This is a genomic window from Vibrio sp. 2130-1 (genome assembly GCF_033339515.1).
The window spans coordinates 1-545 of the sequence record NZ_JAWOUT010000622.1 but is presented as its reverse complement, the minus strand read 5'-3'; the positions used below and the strand labels follow the sequence as shown (position 1 = coordinate 545).

The 545-nt window shown below is 56.3% G+C and carries 1 protein-coding gene; it reads right to left on the bottom strand.

What is annotated here, in order from left to right:
- Positions 1 to 106 precede the first annotated feature (106 nt).
- Positions 107 to 545 (bottom strand): alkylmercury lyase MerB (gene merB / locus R7Q09_RS27760; RefSeq protein ID WP_318144163.1); only part of this gene is annotated, 439 nt, incomplete at its 5' end.

Genomic DNA, 545 nt, shown 5'->3' with positions numbered 1-545 from the left:
ACCTCCTTTTGGTCGGTTCACGGCAATGCATATACCGTTTCGCCGAGTTCAATCCGCGCGCTGCGAATCCGATGCCGGTGCCGTAGAACATTGGGTCGATATCCGATCACGGTGTCCTAGATGACATGGTCTGCAACAGATGTCGATTAAACTCCTGGCCCAAGCCGAAAGCCTCGTGGACACTGACGATCGCCAATCCTTCCAATCCTTGATGCTTGGAGGCACAGTCTTCCGCCGTCGGGACAGATGCAAAGAAATGTACAGGGCAACAGAAGGACTGACGAACGTCGGCTGCTTCCTGCGGCAATACCAAGGACACCGCCATGCCGGCAGGTTCGACAGCCTGTATCTCGCTGGGTGAAACCGTGAGTGAAACGGGTGCTCCGGTTGCAGCGCAATGCGATGAGACGCGAGCTGTACGGCCGATCAGCGCCGGAAATATCAAGGTGTCCAGCGCGCACCAGGCATACAGACGGCGGTCGTCAATTTCAAAGACATACGAAGTCTCGCGCAAGGTGAGGCCGTAGCCGATGATGTTCCCATCT